The organism is Pseudomonas abietaniphila, from assembly GCF_900100795.1.
In the GTDB taxonomy this organism is placed as follows: domain Bacteria; phylum Pseudomonadota; class Gammaproteobacteria; order Pseudomonadales; family Pseudomonadaceae; genus Aquipseudomonas; species Aquipseudomonas abietaniphila.
In genome coordinates, this window is the sequence record NZ_FNCO01000003.1 from 163,736 (window position 1) to 179,433 (window position 15,698).

General features: G+C 61.1%; 11 protein-coding genes. 4 read left to right on the forward strand and 7 right to left on the reverse strand.

The genetic code is table 11. The features are described from left to right. Window positions 1-221: 221 nt before the first annotated feature. Genes BLS87_RS07555 through BLS87_RS07565 form a run of 3 tightly spaced genes read left to right on the forward strand, consistent with a single transcriptional unit; the run spans window position 222 to window position 3,256 of the window. Window positions 222-2,375, forward strand: coding sequence for a two-component system response regulator (locus tag BLS87_RS07555; protein ID WP_425262204.1), 2,154 nt, complete (start codon window positions 222-224; stop codon window positions 2,373-2,375). A gap of 39 nt (window positions 2,376-2,414) precedes the next feature. Then, entirely contained in the window at window positions 2,415-2,927 is a 513-nt protein-coding gene (locus BLS87_RS07560; RefSeq protein WP_074751680.1) for a YgjP-like metallopeptidase domain-containing protein, read from the forward strand. 32 nt (window positions 2,928-2,959) lie between these two features. Then, window positions 2,960-3,256 (forward strand): winged helix-turn-helix domain-containing protein, encoded by a 297-nt coding sequence (locus BLS87_RS07565; RefSeq protein WP_074751682.1) that lies wholly within the window; start codon window positions 2,960-2,962, stop codon window positions 3,254-3,256. 150 nt (window positions 3,257-3,406) lie between these two features. On the opposite strand, the gene BLS87_RS07570 is transcribed toward BLS87_RS07565, so the two are convergent. Next, window positions 3,407-3,865, reverse strand: coding sequence for a GNAT family N-acetyltransferase (locus BLS87_RS07570; RefSeq protein WP_074751684.1), 459 nt, complete (start codon window positions 3,863-3,865; stop codon window positions 3,407-3,409). Window positions 3,866-4,191: 326 nt separating this feature from the next. Between BLS87_RS07570 and BLS87_RS07575 the strand changes: the two genes are divergently transcribed. After that, a complete protein-coding gene (locus tag BLS87_RS07575; protein WP_074751686.1) occupies window positions 4,192-4,929 on the forward strand; it encodes a substrate-binding periplasmic protein in 738 nt (245 codons plus the stop codon). Here BLS87_RS07575 and yccS read toward each other — a convergent pair. The 6 genes from yccS to BLS87_RS07605 form a co-directional block, all read right to left on the reverse strand. After that, complete coding sequence (gene yccS / locus BLS87_RS07580; protein ID WP_074751688.1) at window positions 4,910-7,117, reverse strand: YccS family putative transporter; 2,208 nt, start codon at window positions 7,115-7,117, stop codon at window positions 4,910-4,912. The two genes, BLS87_RS07575 and yccS, sit on opposite strands and share 20 nt — an antisense overlap. Window positions 7,118-8,236: 1,119 nt before the next feature. Next, the gene (locus BLS87_RS07585) at window positions 8,237-9,415 is read right to left on the reverse strand and encodes a BaiN/RdsA family NAD(P)/FAD-dependent oxidoreductase (RefSeq protein ID WP_074751690.1); all 1,179 of its coding nucleotides are present in this window, start codon (window positions 9,413-9,415) and stop codon (window positions 8,237-8,239) included. Window positions 9,416-9,549: 134 nt separating this feature from the next. After that, window positions 9,550-10,929: an ATP-dependent RNA helicase DbpA gene (dbpA, locus tag BLS87_RS07590; RefSeq protein WP_074751692.1), complete on the reverse strand. Its 1,380-nt coding sequence runs from the start codon at window positions 10,927-10,929 to the stop codon at window positions 9,550-9,552. Between the two features lie 249 nt (window positions 10,930-11,178). After that, window positions 11,179-12,621: a multidrug transporter subunit MdtD gene (gene mdtD, locus BLS87_RS07595; protein WP_074751694.1), complete on the reverse strand. Its 1,443-nt coding sequence runs from the start codon at window positions 12,619-12,621 to the stop codon at window positions 11,179-11,181. 158 nt (window positions 12,622-12,779) lie between these two features. Next, window positions 12,780-14,105, reverse strand: coding sequence for a TldD/PmbA family protein (locus BLS87_RS07600; protein ID WP_074751696.1), 1,326 nt, complete (start codon window positions 14,103-14,105; stop codon window positions 12,780-12,782). Next, window positions 14,105-15,547: a TldD/PmbA family protein gene (locus BLS87_RS07605; protein WP_074751698.1), complete on the reverse strand. Its 1,443-nt coding sequence runs from the start codon at window positions 15,545-15,547 to the stop codon at window positions 14,105-14,107. The genes BLS87_RS07600 and BLS87_RS07605 overlap by 1 nt, the downstream gene beginning before the upstream one ends. Window positions 15,548-15,698: the final 151 nt, after the last annotated feature.

The following is a 15,698-nucleotide window of genomic DNA, read 5'->3' on the forward strand; positions in this document are numbered from 1 at the left end:
CCGTTTGTTAACGTGAATCCGTCGAGTGGCTGAGGTCAATGTGCCGCTATATTTGATGCGCGGCAGGGTGGGGCGACCGCTCAGGGCGATGACCGTTAGTCGGGTTGGATCCCGATTTTGGATGGCAAAACGGTGGCTCTGCTTCTTTTTTTTCCATTCGGGTCTAGAGTAAGCGCCAATCGGATCATGGGCGGAGCCCCTTCACAAGGCAGTAGAAGTGAATGAGTAGCAGCATGGAATGCGCGCAATCCCAACCTCCCAACGGCAAGTCAGTCTTGTTGGTCGTCGACGACTATCCAGAAAACCTGGTCACGATGCGTGCTGTCCTGCAGCGTCAGGACTGGGAAATCGTCACCGCCAGTTCTGGCATGGAGGCGCTGGGGCTGCTGCTTGATGTAGACGTCGACCTCGTCCTGCTCGATGTGCAGATGCCCGAAATGGACGGTTTTGAAGTTGCCCGCCTGATGCGCGGCAGTCAGCGAACGCGCCTGACGCCGATCATTTTCCTGACCGCCAACGAACAATCCCGCGACGCCGTGCATAAAGGCTATGCCAGCGGTGCGGTGGACTACCTGTTCAAACCGTTCGACCCCAACATCCTCAAGCCCAAGGTTCAGGCCCTGCTGGAGCATCAGCACAATCGGCGCGCCTTGCAGAAACTCAGCCGCGAGCTGGAGTCGGCACGAGCGTTCAACGCCTCGGTATTGGCCAACGTTGCTGAAGGGATTCTGGTGGTCAACGAGGACGGCATCATCAGCTTTGCCAATCCGGCGATCTGTCGATTGCTGGGCATGACCGACGGCGAGCTGCGTGGCACCGGGTTGTGCTGTTATCTGGAGGAGCCGGCGGTCACTGAGTGGACCGACTCGGGGTTCTATCATCACTACCGACGCGCCGACACCTATCGGGTTCACGATGCCGTCATGCGCACGCCTGAGGGGCGCCAGTTGCCGGTGGCGTTGTCTTGCGCGCCCTTGCCGGAAGAACAGAAAGCGATGGTGTTGAGCGTGCTCGACATGTCGGTAGTGCGAGATCTCTACAGTCAGCTTGAGCAACAGGCCGTGACCGACTCACTGACTGGCCTGCTCAACCGTCGTGGTTTCTACCAGACCGTCGAAGGCATGTTGTTGCGTAACGAGCACGCCGGTAAGTACCTGGTGGTCCTGTACCTCGATCTGGACGGCTTCAAGCACGTGAACGACTCGCTGGGTCATGATGCCGGGGATCAGGTGCTGGTCTGGGTTGCCGAGCAGTTGAAGGAGTGCCTGCGCCCGTATGACGTGCTGGCGCGCATGGGCGGCGACGAGTTCGTGGTCGTGATCGACGGGCTGGACTTTCCCGAGCATGCCGCCAAAGTCGCGGAAAAACTGATTGATCGCGTGTCTGCCCGGCGTCATGTCGACGGGATCGAAGCAACGTTGGGCGCCAGCATCGGGATCGCGGTGTACCCGGACTGCGGCACCCACCTGGACGGCTTGTTGCGCGCGGCGGACATTGCCATGTACGAGGCCAAGCGCGCAGGCCGTCAGCAGTACCGCTTCTACGATCAGTACATGAACGGTCGCGCCCGTTCTCGGTTAATGCTCGAAGAAAGCGTGCGCACGGCAATCGAAGGCAAGGACTTCTCTATCGTCTACCAGCCGCAGATCAACGTGATCACGGGGCGAACCCGTGGCTTCGAGGCGCTCTTGCGCTGGAATCACCCGGACGCTGGCGATGTGCCTTCGAGCTTGTTCATCCCGTTGCTGGAAGAAACCCGGCTGATCAACAAACTGGGTGGGTGGATCTTCGAGCAGGGCGCAGCACAGCTGCAGCGGTGGGAAGGAGTCTTTCCGGCTGATCTGGTGATGAGCGTCAGTGTCAGCCCGGCGCAATTCAGCATGCCCAATCTGGCGGCCGAGTTGCAGCGCGCCATGCACAATCACGGCCTGCAACCACGCCAGCTGGAAGTTGAAATCACCGAGCCCTCGCTGGTTCACAACCTGGTGCACAGTCGCAAGCAACTGCAAAGCCTGCACGACATCGGCGTGCGAGTTTCACTGGATGACTTTGGCGCAGGTGACAGCTCGCTGGCCCACCTGCGAAACCTCGACCTGGATACGCTGAAGATCGACCGGCACTTCATCAGCGGCATGATGAGTTCGCCGCGTGATCTTGCCGTGGCGCGCACCATTATGGATTTGTGCCGGATGCTGAACATTGAGGTCATCGCCGAGGGCGTGGAAACGCTGGAGCAGTATCAATGGCTGGTGGCCAACGGCTGCGAGATCATTCAGGGCTTCCTGCTGGCGCACCCGATGACGCCGGACGAGGCCGTGCGTTTTGTCGAGCCGATTGTTCTGCCCACGACGCATCCGCTGCTTGAACAGCACTGACGCGGTAGACTGCCGCCTTTTAACGCCTTCGATCTAAACATGACCTTCACTGCAACAACGCCGCTCAAATATCTGCAGGCCTATCCGGCTTCCTTGCAGGATCAGGTCCGGCAACTGATTGCTCAGGACAAACTGGGCGCCTACCTGGAGCAACGCTATCCGGGACGTCATGACGTGCAGAGCGACAAGGCGCTGTACGCGTACGCACTCTCGCTCAAGCAGGAATACCTGCGCAATGCGCCTGGCATCGACAAAGTGCTCTTCGACAACCGCCTGGACCTGACGCACCGTGCGCTGGGTTTGCACACCACGGTGTCCCGTGTGCAGGGCGGCAAGCTCAAGGCGAAGAAGGAAATCCGCGTGGCGTCGTTGTTCAAGGACGCCGCCCCCGAGTTCCTCAAGATGATCGTGGTTCACGAACTCGCGCACTTCAAAGAGACCGAGCACAACAAGGCGTTCTACCAGTTGTGCGAACACATGCAGCCGGGTTACCACCAGTTGGAGTTCGATCTGCGCATCTACCTGACATGGCGGGACATGCAGCAGGGTTAGCGATCACCTTTATCTTCGACAAGGACCTGACGATGGACGTCAGCAAGACCAAAAGCAGCTTCTATCGCCGTCTGTACGTGGCGTACCTGATCGACAGCGGGATCGCCAGCAGCGTCCCGGCCTTGACCAACGTCACGGGCATGCCGCGCCGCACCGCGCAGGACACCATCGCGGCGCTGGCCGATCTGGACATCGTCTGTGAGTTCGAGCAACTGGACGGCGGGCGTAACCACGCAGGCGGTTACCGGATTCGCGATTGGGGCGCGATCGACAGGCAGTGGATTGTGCAGAACCTGCAGCAGGTCAAAGCGGTGTTGGGGTATCCCTGAGGGGATGGCCAGAGATAGAGACTGTGGGAGCGAATTCATTCGCGAGAAGTGGTTACATCCGATACACCTGTATCGACTCTACTCCCGTATCGCGAATGAATTCGCTCCCACAGGTCCTGCGCACAACGCCGGTTGAGGAGACTTACAATCTCAATCCAGATCCCGGCGCATGCCGAGGTGCGGGATGCCATCTTCGACATACACCTCGCCCACCGGATTAAAACCATAACGGCTGTAGTAACCCTGCAGATGCGCCTGCGCGGACAGATAGATCGGCTGGTCCGGCCAGTTGCGCTCCGCGTGTTCCAGCGCCTGCACCATCAGTTCGTGGCCCATGCCCTTGTTGCGCATTGATGGAGCAGTCACCACACGGCCGATGGTCACGTCACCGTTCTGCTGGATCGGGTCCAGCAGGCGCAGGTACGCCACCAGTTCGTTGTCTTGCCACGCCATCAAATGCCGGGTGTCGCCCAGTAAATCCTGACCGTCGACGTCCTGATACCAGCATTTCTGCTCCACCACGAACACCTGCGCGCGCAGTTGCAGGATGGCGTACAGCTGCTCTTTGCTCAGGGCGGTATGGTGTTTGCAAATCCAGTTGATCGACATGTCGCCAGCTCACGAAAAGAAGTCCATGACGGATACTAAACGCATATTGCTGTCAGCCCAAAGTCACCGTGTGGTGACCCTTCACAGGTGGGCGGCGCATGCCATTGTTTTCTTGTGCGACTTTTTTGAACGACCGCACAAACATCGTCCTCTTAACAGTTGTGGAAAACGTGGAACAGGTCTTCAATGAAGGCCACTTGCTATCGCTATACATCGCCATATCGGGGCCATGCAAATTGCCCGTTGCTCGTACCAGGGACGTCACAGTGTCGCTTTATTGCCGCTGAAACCATTGCAGACTGGCCGTCTGCCTAAGGATTTTGAGCATGTCGCGTTTGCTTCGAGCCGTGGGTCTGTTGGGGTTGCTGCTGATCGCGCAGGACGCCCTGGCGCAGAAGCTGCGGCTGGCAGGAGACGCTTGGGCGCCTTATGCGGATGTTTCGCTGCTTAACGGCGGGCTCTCCACCGACTTGATCCGCACCGCCCTGGGCCGTGCCGGTTACACCACCGAATACGAGCAAGTGCCTTGGGCGCGAGCCATCCATGGTGCCAGCGAGGGGCGCTACGACATCCTGATCAATGCCTGGTACAGCGAAGACCGTACGCGCATCGGCCAGTTTTCCGGCGAGTACCTGATCAACCGCTTACGCTTTCTCAAGCGCAAGACTTCAACCATCGACTACCAGAACCTCACCCAACTGCACCCGTACTCAATCGCCGTGGTGCGCAGTTACGCGTACTCGCCCGCGTTCGACAGCGATGCCGATTTGAAAAAGGTGCTGGTTGCGAGCTTCTCGACCGCCGTGCGGATGTTGGCGGCGGGGCGAGTGGAATTAACCGTTGAAGATGAGTACGCCGCTCGTTTTGCGCTCAGTCGCGAGCCTGATGAGGTGCGCGACAGCGTTGAATTCCTGCCCAAATCACTGAGTGAAAACAGCCTGCATATTCTGGTCAGCCTGAAGAATCCCGATCACGAAAAAATCGTCGCGGACTTCGACAAGGCCATCGCGGCCATGAAAACCGACGGCACTTACGACAAGCTGTTCAAGCTGCACGGTCTGTAATGTCCGACACTTTCTCCGGCGCCTTGATCAAGTGCGCGGCGAGTGTGCGCAACGGCCCGAGCTGGCGGCAGATCAATGCCAATTGGGTCTGCACCAGCCGCTGAGCCTCGTCGAGCTCTTCCGGCATCTGCTCCAGATCCGCGGCCAGCGCCTCCTCGGCATCGCTGTGCACCGCGACAGGTTGACGTGTTGCCAGGCTCTGGGCGATCTCATCGATGCTCGCGGCCAGGCTGGCGCCGGCGCCCTCGATCAATTGCTCCCGCGCATCACCCGGCAGTTGGGTGTCCCGGTGCGCGCCCAGGCCCGACAAATAACTGAGCAGCGTGTGCGACAGCACCAGGAAGCGGAAGCCCACGTCGGCTTCCTTGCGGAAGTGCCCAGGCTCCATAAGCATGTTTGCCAGCGTGGTCGAGAGGGCAGCGTCGGCGTTGTGGGCGTTACGGCGGGCAAGCCGATACGCCAGGTCGTCACTTTTGCCTTGCGCGTATTGCTGCATGATCTGACGCAGATAAATGCTGTTGCAGGACAAGGTGTTGGCCAGCACTTTGTTCAGGCGACGACCTTGCCAGTCAGGCAGGAACAACAGCACGGCCAGGCCTGCGATGAGGCTGCCCAGCAAGGTGTCCATCAGGCGTGGCAGGAACAACCCGTAACCGTTTCCGACCTGATTGAAGCAGAACAGGATCATGACGGTGATTGCAGCCGTCGAAAGCGTGTAGCGCGTGGTGCGGTTGACGAAGAACACCACGCCGGCCAGCACCGCGCACATCGATTGCAGAACCGGTGTGGTGATCAGGTCGAACAGAATCCAGCCGGCGGTCAGGCCGATGGCGGTGCCGATGATTCTCTGGCCGAGTTTGCGTCGTGTGGCGCCGTAGCTTGGCTGACAGACAAAGACCGTGGTCAGGATGATCCAGTAGCCCTGCGACGGGTGAATCAGGTGAAGCATGATGTAGCCGATCACCAACGCCAGCGGCAGGCGCAGGGCGTGCCGGAATAAAAGTGACGTGGGCGTCAGCTGCAGACGGATGCGGGTGACGACGTCTTTGAGGGTGCGGGGAGAGCGGTCCAGCAGGCTGCTGTCGGTGGCATCGGCGAGCGCGTCCGGGTTGCTTGCATCGCTGAGCAGGCGATCCAGCGTCCCCAGATTGTTCGCCAGTGCGCGCAGAGAGCGCAGCAATCCACGCCACGCGGGATTGCTCTGAATCCTCAAGTGTTCGAGGGAGGCGCGCAGGTCGTCCAGGGCATGGGCGAAGCTGTCGTCGTAGATAAACGGTTGGCGCAACTGGATAGACACCGACAAGTCGCGGCAGGCGTTGCCTTGTTGGCGCAGCAGGCGCTGACAGCGGAACAGCACGTCGCTGTGGAAGAACGCCTCGGCCAGCGAGTTGTAAGGATAATGCGAGGAACTGGCACGCTCGTGGATGTCCTGGGCGAGGAAATACAGCTTCAGGTAGCGGCTGACTTTGGAGCCAGGACGCCCGCTGCCGACCCGGTTGAGGATGATTTCCTTGGTCACGTTGAGCGCGGCCACGACCTTGCCGTTCTGTTTGGCCAGCTCCAGGCGCCGGGCTTCGACGTCCAGGGTACGAATCGGCTCGAAAAGCTCCGATTTCAGCTTCAAGTACAGGCCCAGTTCGCGAAACAACCGCGCCAGTGCCTGTTGCACGGGTTGGTTGGAAAACAGCATTTGCCACAGCACGGACAGCAAGCCATACCACGCGGCCCCCGCCACCAGCAGCATCGGTTCGTGCCAGAAGTCGGTGACTTCGCCGCCGCGCTGGTCCACGCCGATCATGGTGTAGACCGACAGAATCAGCGTCGCGTAGGCGATGGCGCCATAACGTTCGCCCAAGGCGCCGAGCATGGTCAGGCAGAACGCCGCCAGGGCGAACGCGCAAATGAACAGGACGGGGTAGGGGAACAGCAACTCTACGGACAGCGCCGCGATGCTGAAGCACACCAGCGTCACCGCCAGGGCATTGAGGCGGCCTTGCCAGCTGTCATCGGTTTCGGACAGGGCGCTGGCGATAATCCCGAGGAACAGGGGGATGACCAGCGACATTTCATTTTGGTACCAGCACAGCGCCATGCTGCCGGTCAGCGCGATGAAAACCCGCACGCTGTAGGAAAACTTGTCCAGCGCCCAGAGGCGGCGGAAGGTGTTGCGCAACGATTTCGATGCCATGAACGCTGACGGCCTTGTTCGCGATTAATTCTGCTGTGGGATATGTACAGCGCCCGGTGCGCGCTGTACATCCGCTTGGCAAAATTTATTCCAAATTCGCCATAGACGCCCAGCCCTTTGGGCGCTGCCCGGCACAAACCCCGTGGGAGCATCCGACACCAACCTGCGGGGGTATCCGGCAATACCCTTGTAGGAGCTGCCGGAGGTTACGACGGTGGCGAATGCGGTTTTTCAGCGGCCAGAGGTGTGTTGACTGCCCCGGCCTCTTCGCGACACTCGTAACCTCGGATTGCCCCTACAGAGACCGCGTGGTGCCGTCGTTCCTGCCCGGCACAAAAACCGTGGGAGCATTCGACACCAAACCTGTAGGAGTATCCGGCAGTACCCCTGTAGGAGCTGCCGGAGGTTACGACGGTGGCGAATGCGGTCTTTCAGCTGCCAGAGGTGTGTCGACTGCCCCGGCCTCTTCGCGACGCTCGTAACCTCGGATTGCTCCTACAGGGACCGCGTGGTGCCATCGGTCCTGCCCGGCACAAACCCCGTGGGAGCATCCGACACAAGCCTGCGGGGGATCCGGCAGTACCCCTGTAGGAGCTGCCGGAGGTTACCACGGTGGCGAATGCGGTTTTTCAGCCGCCAGAGATGTGTTGACTGCCCCGGCCTCTTCGCGACCCTCGTAACCTCGGATTGCTCCTACAGAGACCGCGTTGTGCCATCGTTCCTGCCCGACACAAAAACCGTGGGAGCATCCGACACCAAACCTGTTGGAGTATCCGGTAGTACCCCTGTAGGAGCTGCCGGAGGTTACGACGGTGGCGAATGCGGTCTTTCAGCTGCCAGAGGTGTGTCGACTGCCCCGGCCTCTTCGCGACCCTCGTAACCTCGGATTGCTCCTACAGAGACCGCGTGGTGCCATCTGTCCGGCACAAAGTATCCGACACAAACCTGCGGGGGTATCAGGAAGTACCCTTGTAGGAGCTGCCGGAGGTTACGACGGTGGCGAATGCGGTTTTTCAGCGGCCAGAGGTGTGTTGACTGCCCCGGCCTCTTCGCGACCCTCGTAACCTCGGATTGCTCCTACAGGGACCGCGTCATCGCGTCACAATCCGGGGAGCCGGCTCAGACGTACTGCGCCGCCGCATACGCGGAAGCCCAGGCCCACTGAAAGTTGAAGCCGCCCAGATGCCCGCTGACGTCCAGCACTTCTCCGATGAAGTACAGCTTCGGCGATTTAAGCGACTCCATGGTTTTGGACGACACCTCCCGCGTGTCGATCCCGCCCAGCGTCACTTCGGCCGTGCGATAGCCTTCGGTCCCGGCGGGAACCACTTGCCAGCTCGACAGCTTATTGGCGATGTCGGCCAGTTCGGCGTGGGTGTATTGCTTCATCGGTCTGGACACGAACCACTGGTCTGCAATCAGGTTGGCCATCTTCTTGGTGAAGATCTCGCCGAGCAGGGTTTTCAGCTCGCTGTTGGGGCGTTCGGCTTGTTGCTCGGTCAACCAGCGGTGGGCGTCGTGATCGGGCATCAGGTTGATTTCCACGGCATCGCCCGGATGCCAGAACGAAGAAATCTGCAAGATTGCCGGACCGCTGAGGCCGCGATGGGTGAACAGGATGTTCTCGCGGAAGCTGACGTCGTTGCAGCTCACGAGGCAGTCCACCGAAGTGCCGGTCAGTTCGGTGCACAGCGCTTTGAGCTGATCGGTGATGGTGAATGGCACCAGGCCTGCGCGGGTCGGCAGCAGGGTGTGACCGAACTGCTTGCCGACCTGATAGCCGAAGCCTGTGGCGCCCAGTGTCGGAATCGACAGGCCACCCGTGGCGATCACCAGCGACTCGCAGCTGATGTCGCCCAGAGTCGTGCTCAGCAGGTAGCCGGTCTCGGTTTTCTCGATGGTCTGCACCGACGTGTCCATGTGCAAGCTGACGCCTGCGGCCTCGCACTCGCTCAGCAACAGGCCAAGAATGTCGCTGGACTTGTTGTCGCAGAACAGCTGGCCGAGTTTCTTCTCGTGGTACGGCACGCCGTGTTTACCGACCAGCTCAATGAAATCCCACTGGGTGTAGCGGGCCAGCGCGGATTTGCAGAAGTGCGGATTTTGCGAGAGGAAGTTGGCGGGCTCGGTGTACATATTGGTGAAGTTGCAGCGGCCACCGCCTGACATGAGGATTTTCTTGCCCGGCTTGTTCGCGTGATCGATCAGCATGACCTTGCGGCCACGATTGGCCGCGGTAAACGCACACATCAAACCTGCGGCGCCAGCGCCGATGATCACAACGTCAGTAACGGGCAAAGCGGTGTCCTCAGGAGAATCGGTGGTGTGTCAGAAGGCTTGATCGTTCCCACGCTCTGCGTGGGAACGCATGGTGCGACGCTCCGCGTCGCCACTCAGAGCGTGGGAACGATCAAATGCGGCGTTTCGGATGCTTACAAAATCCGCACCCGCAACGACTTGCCCTTGATCTTGCCGTTGTTCAGACGCTCCAGCGCCTGCTTGGCGATGCTGCGCTCGACCGCCACATAAGCCTGGAAATCGAAAATCGCGATCTTGCCGACCTGAGTGCCCGGAACACCCGCTTCGCCCGTCAGCGCGCCAAGGATGTCGCCCGGACGAAGTTTGTCCTTGCGGCCCGAGCCGATGCAGAGGGTCGTCATTGGGGGCAGCAGCTTGCCGCCTTCTTTGCGCGTCAGCTGGTCGTACTGTTGCCAGTTAAGAGGCGCTTTCTGCAGTTCTTCCACGGCGCGTGCACGCTGGCTTTCGCCCGGCGCAACGAGACTGACGGCGATGCCGGTCTCGCCTGCGCGACCGGTACGGCCGACGCGGTGAATGTGGATTTCCGAGTCACGGGCCAGCTCGACGTTGATCACCATGTCCAGGGCATCGATGTCCAGACCGCGGGCGGCCACGTCAGTTGCGACCAGTACCGAGGTGCTGCGGTTGGCGAACATCGCCAGCACCTGATCGCGATCACGCTGCTCCAGGTCACCGTGCAGGCCCACCGCCGACATGCCTTTGGCGGTCAGGTGATCGACCACTTCCTGAACCTGCTGCTTGGTGAAACAGAACGCCACGCAGGACTGCGGACGGAAATGGTCGAGGACCTTCACCACCGCTTCCAGGCGTTGCTCAGGGGAAATCTCGTAGAAAATCTGCTCGATCTGGCTGTCGGCGTGCAGCGCTTCGACCTTCACGGTCTGCGGATCGCGCATGAACTTGGAGGCCAGTTGCTTGATGCCGACCGGGTAGGTGGCGGAGAACAGCAACGTCTGACGGCGCTCCGGGGTCTGCTCGATGATGTCCGCGATCGAGTCATAGAAACCCATGTCGAGCATGCGGTCGGCTTCGTCGAGGACCAGCGTGTTCAGGCCGTCCAGCACCAACGAGCCTTTGCGCAAGTGCTGCTGGATGCGGCCCGGCGTGCCGACGATGATGTGCGCGCCGTGCTCCAGCGAGCCGATCTGCGGGCCGAAGGACACGCCGCCGCACAGGGTCAGGACCTTGATGTTGTCTTCGGCGCGGGCCAGACGACGGATTTCCTTGGCGACCTGATCCGCCAGCTCACGGGTCGGGCACAGGATCAGTGCCTGGCAGCCGAAGTAGCGCGGATTGATCGGGTTCAGCAGGCCGATACCGAAGGCCGCCGTCTTGCCGGAGCCGGTTTTGGCCTGGGCAATCAGGTCCATGCCCTTGAGCATCACCGGCAGGCTCTGCGCCTGAATCGGCGTCATCTCGGCATAACCAAGGGATTCCAGGTTAGCCAGCATGGCAGCGGAAAGGGGCAGTGAATTGAACGCGGTGTTAGTCACAAGGGTGGCCTGCAAAACAAAATGTCGCGCAGTGTATCAGGTCGCGGGCCCTGCCTTGGGGGCGCGGGCGATAAATGGTGGGGGAATTGGGCGGTTCATTTTTCGCGTTTGTCCTGTAACCATCGGTTCCCTGTGGGAGCGAATTCATTCGCGAAAAGTTCTAAGGCCGACAGACATGTGTCGGATGCACCGGCCTCTCGCGAATGAATTCGCTCCCACAATAGATCCGCGTTTAGCCAGCGGATCGCATCACGCCTCGATTTCCGGCTCGGTCTGTGGCTTGCGTGGCGGAATTTCCGGTGGCATGCGCGGTGAAAGCTGCAGGAAAATCGACGCCGCCAGCATGGCCAGCACGCCCACGCACAGGAACGTCAGCTGGAATGCACCCAGCACGCTGCTGACCTCGCCGGTCGACACGTCGTCCGTAAACCCGCCCAGCAACGCGGCCGCGCAGGCGACGCCCAGGCTCAGGGACAACTGAGCCACCACGGAAAGCAGGCTGTTGCCGCTGGCTGCGCTGGCGTCATCGAGATCGATCAGCGTGACCGCATTCATCGCCGAGAACTGCAGCGAGTTCACACCGCCCAAAAACGCCAGATGAATCAGCAATACCCAGTACGGCGTGTCGGCATCGACCAGCGCCATGCTCGCCAGCAGGATCCCGAGCAGCAGCGTGTTGCCGGTCAGGACAATACGATACCCCAGACGCTCGATGGCCCGGGTGGCCAGCGGTTTGGCGAACATTGCCGCCAGCGCCAGCGGGATCATGCTCATCCCGGCGTGGGAGGGCGAGTAACCCAGCGCCACTTGCAGCATCAAGGGCACGAGAAAGGGCAACGCACCGCTGCCCAGTCGTGCGAACAGGTTGCCCATGATGCCGACGGCGAAACTTCGGGTGCGAAACAGCGAGGCCGAAAACAGCGGCGACTCCACGTGGCCGGCGCGCAACCAGTACGCGGCCAGGCACGCCATCCCGCCGAACAGCAGCATCACCACGCGCAGGTGCGGCAGACGCAGTTCGCCCAAGCCTTCCAGGGCGATGGTGATCAGCACCATCGATGCGCCGAACAGCGCAAACCCCACCAGATCGAAACGCGTGCGACCGCCACCCTGTAGGTCCGGGATGAACTTGCGCACGGCGAAGCATCCCAGGATGCCGACCGGAATGTTGATCAGAAAGATCCAGTGCCAGCTCAAGTATTCCACCAGCCAACCGCCCACCGTCGGACCCATCAGCGGGCCGAGCAGGGCGGGCATGGTGATGAAGCTCAGGATGCGCACCAGCTCGGCTCGCGGGTAAGCGCGTAGCACGATCAACCGGCCCACCGGCATCATCAGAGCGCCGCCCAGACCCTGCACCACCCGCGCGGTAACCAGCATGCCGAGGGAGTTGGCGGCCGCACACAGCAGCGAGCCAAAGCTGAACAGCAAGATGGCGCTGAAGAAAATGCGCTTGATCCCGAACCGGTCGGAAATCCACCCCGACGCGGGAATCAGCAAGGCAATCGTCAGCATGTACGCGATGATCACCGACTGCATGCGCAGCGGGTCTTCGGACAGCGAACGGGCCATGGACGGCAGGGCCGTGTTGAGAATCGTGCCGTCCAGGCTTTGCATGAAAAACGCAATGGCGATGACCCAGGGCATCCAGCGCAGGGTTCGGGCGTCCAGTGGCGGCGTCGAGGTCGGCATGTGAAGTTCGAGGTCCTTACTGGTTGTGTATAACTTGGGGAAGTCTCGCAGTTCCTGTAGGAGCGCGCTTGCCCGCGATTGCGGTGTGTCAGGCGACATCTACATCACAGGCCCACCGCAATCGCGGGCAAGCGCGCTCCTACATGGATTGCGTCTGGCTAGAGGGTCAACGTCAGCCTGCTCACCAATGCGCCCGGCAGCAGATTCGAGGCCGTCTGACGTTGACTGTAGGTACTCGCCGACAGGATGAGTTCCCTTTCACTGGTCAATTGCTCGAGGGCGCTGCCCAGCAGACTGAAAAGACTGTCGTCGAAGCGCATGGTGCTCACTGGCGCCTTGATCTTGCCGTTCTCCACCCAGAACGTCGCAAAGCGGGTCATCCCGGTGATTCGTCCGGCGGTGCGGTCGGAGAAGTTCAGGTACCACAGGTTGCTGATGTACAGCCCGGTGCCCAGCGCCTTGAGCACATCGTCCAGGGCCAACGAGCCGCCGTTCATGCTCAGCGCGCTGGGCGATTCGCCCCAGCCGGCGCCGTTGGCGGTCAGGTTGTACTCGGCCGCGCTGCGTGAGTCGATCAGGCGATCCTTCGCAACACCGTCGACCACCAGCGACAGGTCGGCGCGTGGATAACCTTCACTCGAGAACGCTGGCGACAATGAGCCCGTGACCTGCTCACCCAGGCTCACCAACGGATTCAGCGTCGCATGACCGTCATAAAGACGCTGCAGCGGACTGGTCTTGTCCGCCAGCGATTGCGCCGAGAAACCGCCCCAGCACAGCATGCTCATGACTTCTTCCAGTGCGGCAGGCGCCAGATACGCCCGGTACTGGCCTGGCGGCAGCGGGTGCGAAGGATGCCCCAGAAACTCCAGCTGCTCGCGGGCAAGGGTGAAGCGTCGGGCGAATGCCTCGTCGTCCCACGCGTGACCCGCGTAGTTGGCCTTCACGGCCTGACCGTTTTCGTGGAACAGGCTCCAGTCAACGTTAAAGCTGTTTGCCTGATGCCAACCCAGCGCGCCGCTGGAGCTGGCGAATCCGCGATAGATCGGCCCAGCGGCGTAGATGCCGACCAGGTCTAGGCCTTCGCCCAGTTGCGCGATCTGTTCGACCACGCGGGCGCTGTTGGGCAACGGCGCGTCCTGAACATTGCTGCTTTGCCAGGCGTCGTCGTTGAGCAGCAGATAAGGGTCGACCGGCAGCAGCGTCAGGGTTTCGCGAAGTTGGTGCAGTGCTTCGTTCAGGCGCTGACGGTCCACGGTTTCGTCGCCGGACAGCGTCAGGTTCAGGTCGGCGTGCCGACCGTCTTCGATCAATTTGAACTGCAGGCTGGCCTGCTGCACGTGACCGGCCTGGCGCACTTTGGCGTGGTTGAACCGAATGAAATCCGACGCCTCGGCGTTGTAGCTCAGGGTGAAGCGTTCCTGGGGCGTGACAGCGCCGCGCAGCCAGTCGGCCAAGGCATTGAATCGGGCTTGATGGGACATCAGGCGTCACCTCCGAAAACATCGACGTTTGCAAATACGCAGGCGGGCGAAGCATGGCCGACGCGCACCACCTGGTTGGGCTCGCCTTTGCCGCAGTTCGGCGTGCCGAGGACCTTGAAGGTGCTCGCGTCGCCAACGGCGCTGAGGTTGCGCCAGAACTGCGCGGAAATGGCGCGGTAGTTCGGGTTTTTCACCACACCCTTGAGCTCGCCATTCTCGATCAACTGACCCCATTCACAGCCGAACTGGAATTTGTTGCGCGCATCGTCGATCGACCACGAGCGGTTGGTGCTCATCAAGATGCCGTGCTCGATACCGCTGATCAGTTGCGCCATCGATTGATCGCCCGGCTCGATGTTGAGGTTGGCCATGCGGTCGATGGGCGCGCGGTTCCAGCTACAGGCGCGGCTGTTGGCAACGCCTTCCATGCCGGAACGGTATTGCGACAGCGCACCGCCCAGAGGGCGTTCGAGGATGCCGTCCTTGATCAGGAACTGCTTGCTGGCCGGGGTGCCGTCGTCGTCATAGCCATAGCTCGCCAGTTGCTCGGGAATCTCCGGGTCGAAGGTCACGTTGAGCAGGTTCGAGCCGTATTGCAGGGTGCCGAAGTCGCTGGCTTTGACGAAGCTGGTGCCGGCGTAATTGCGCTCGTCACCGAGGATGCGGTCCAACTCCAGCGGATGGCCGATGGACTCATGGATTTGCAGGATCATCTGGTCCGGCGTCAGCAACAGGTCGCGAGGGCCGCTCGGGGTGTTGGTTGCCAGGATCAACTGCAGCGCCTGATCGGCGACGTTGGCCGCGGCCCCAATGATGCCGCAGGAGGTGATGACTTCCGCACCGCCTTGCTGGCCGAAGTTCTCGCGGCCCAGGCTACGCGTCTGGCTGTCTTTGCCGTCGTAGGCCGTGACGCTGAGACCGGGGAATACAAAGCGCTGAGCCTGACGGATCTCGGCGCCGGCACTGTTGAGGTAGATCTGTTCGACGTTTTCCAACCCCAGGCTGACTTGCCAGTTGACCAGGCGATCGTCCTTGGGCACGGACGCTGATTCGCTGCCGAGCAGGGCGTAACACTCGCTGAGCGACGGGAAGGCGCTGGTCAGGTTGGGTGAGAGGTAGTCGGCGCGGCTGGTCGCGACCGCCTGTTCGCGCAGGTCGAGCAGTGAGTACGGGGCGAGCATGCGGGCCTGAGCTTCGGCCCGTTCGAGCGCGGCCTGTAAACCCTGTTGCGAGAGGTCGTTGGTGGCCGCATACGCTTCGACGCCACGAATGCGCACGGTGAGCATCACGCCTTCATCGGTGCTGAGCTGCGGTGGTTCTGCGACGTTCTTGCGCACGGACAGGTGCTGACTGGTCTGTTTGACGTAGCGCAGGGAGAAAAACTGGGCGCTGCTCTGCAGGGCGGCGAACCGCTGCTTGAGTTGAGCGGAGAAGTCGAACATGCAGGAAGGCTCCTTGGCGATTCGGACAGGCAATGGTCCGAATCATAGCGCGCTTGAGCCTTCGGGCGGAGAGCTAAGAAGGGTATGCATCGGCTGTACCGACCTCTTCGCCACCGTCGTAACCTCCGGCAGCTCCCACAGGATAATGCTC

Bases quoted from the DNA above. Each gene is read 5' to 3' on its own strand.
- BLS87_RS07555 (WP_425262204.1), top strand. From the start codon at position 222: ATGAGTAGCAGCATGGAATGCGCGCAATCCCAACCTCCCAACGGCAAG.
- BLS87_RS07560 (WP_074751680.1), top strand. From the start codon at position 2,415: ATGACCTTCACTGCAACAACGCCGCTCAAATATCTGCAGGCCTATCCG.
- BLS87_RS07565 (WP_074751682.1), top strand. From the start codon at position 2,960: ATGGACGTCAGCAAGACCAAAAGCAGCTTCTATCGCCGTCTGTACGTG.
- BLS87_RS07570 (WP_074751684.1), bottom strand. From the start codon at position 3,865: ATGTCGATCAACTGGATTTGCAAACACCATACCGCCCTGAGCAAAGAG.
- BLS87_RS07575 (WP_074751686.1), top strand. From the start codon at position 4,192: ATGTCGCGTTTGCTTCGAGCCGTGGGTCTGTTGGGGTTGCTGCTGATC.
- yccS (WP_074751688.1), bottom strand. From the start codon at position 7,117: ATGGCATCGAAATCGTTGCGCAACACCTTCCGCCGCCTCTGGGCGCTG.
- mdtD (WP_074751694.1), bottom strand. From the start codon at position 12,621: ATGCCGACCTCGACGCCGCCACTGGACGCCCGAACCCTGCGCTGGATG.
- BLS87_RS07600 (WP_074751696.1), bottom strand. From the start codon at position 14,105: ATGTCCCATCAAGCCCGATTCAATGCCTTGGCCGACTGGCTGCGCGGC.
- BLS87_RS07605 (WP_074751698.1), bottom strand. From the start codon at position 15,547: ATGTTCGACTTCTCCGCTCAACTCAAGCAGCGGTTCGCCGCCCTGCAG.